Genomic DNA, 259 nt, shown 5'->3' with positions numbered 1-259 from the left:
TTCGATGATCGACATGCTTCAACCCACCTTGTCCAGGAATTCGTTGAACGCGCGCTCCAAGCGCTGGAGCCGGCGCACGTCGACGACCGTGACCTGTGGGTTGGCCACGAACCAGCCGGCCGCGGTGATCTGATGGCCGGCGATGAGGTCCTTGACTTTCGGGCTCTTGATCCCCGGCCAGCCCTCAACCGACTGGAACAGCAGGTCCATCAGGTCCGGGATCTTGGTGGCGAAGTCGTTGATGTACGTGTCCCAGTCG

Annotated in this window: 1 protein-coding gene; it reads right to left on the bottom strand. The window is 61.8% G+C overall.

Annotated elements, in window-relative coordinates:
* Window positions 1–18: 18 nt before the first annotated feature.
* Window positions 19–259 (bottom strand): hypothetical protein (locus AC1RQI_RS17305; RefSeq protein WP_481905846.1); only part of this gene is annotated, 241 nt, incomplete at its 5' end.

It is taken from the genome of Salicola sp. AFF1, assembly GCF_056783195.1.
Note: the sequence above shows the minus strand (reverse complement) of the source record. Positions and strands in the feature narration are given on the sequence as shown.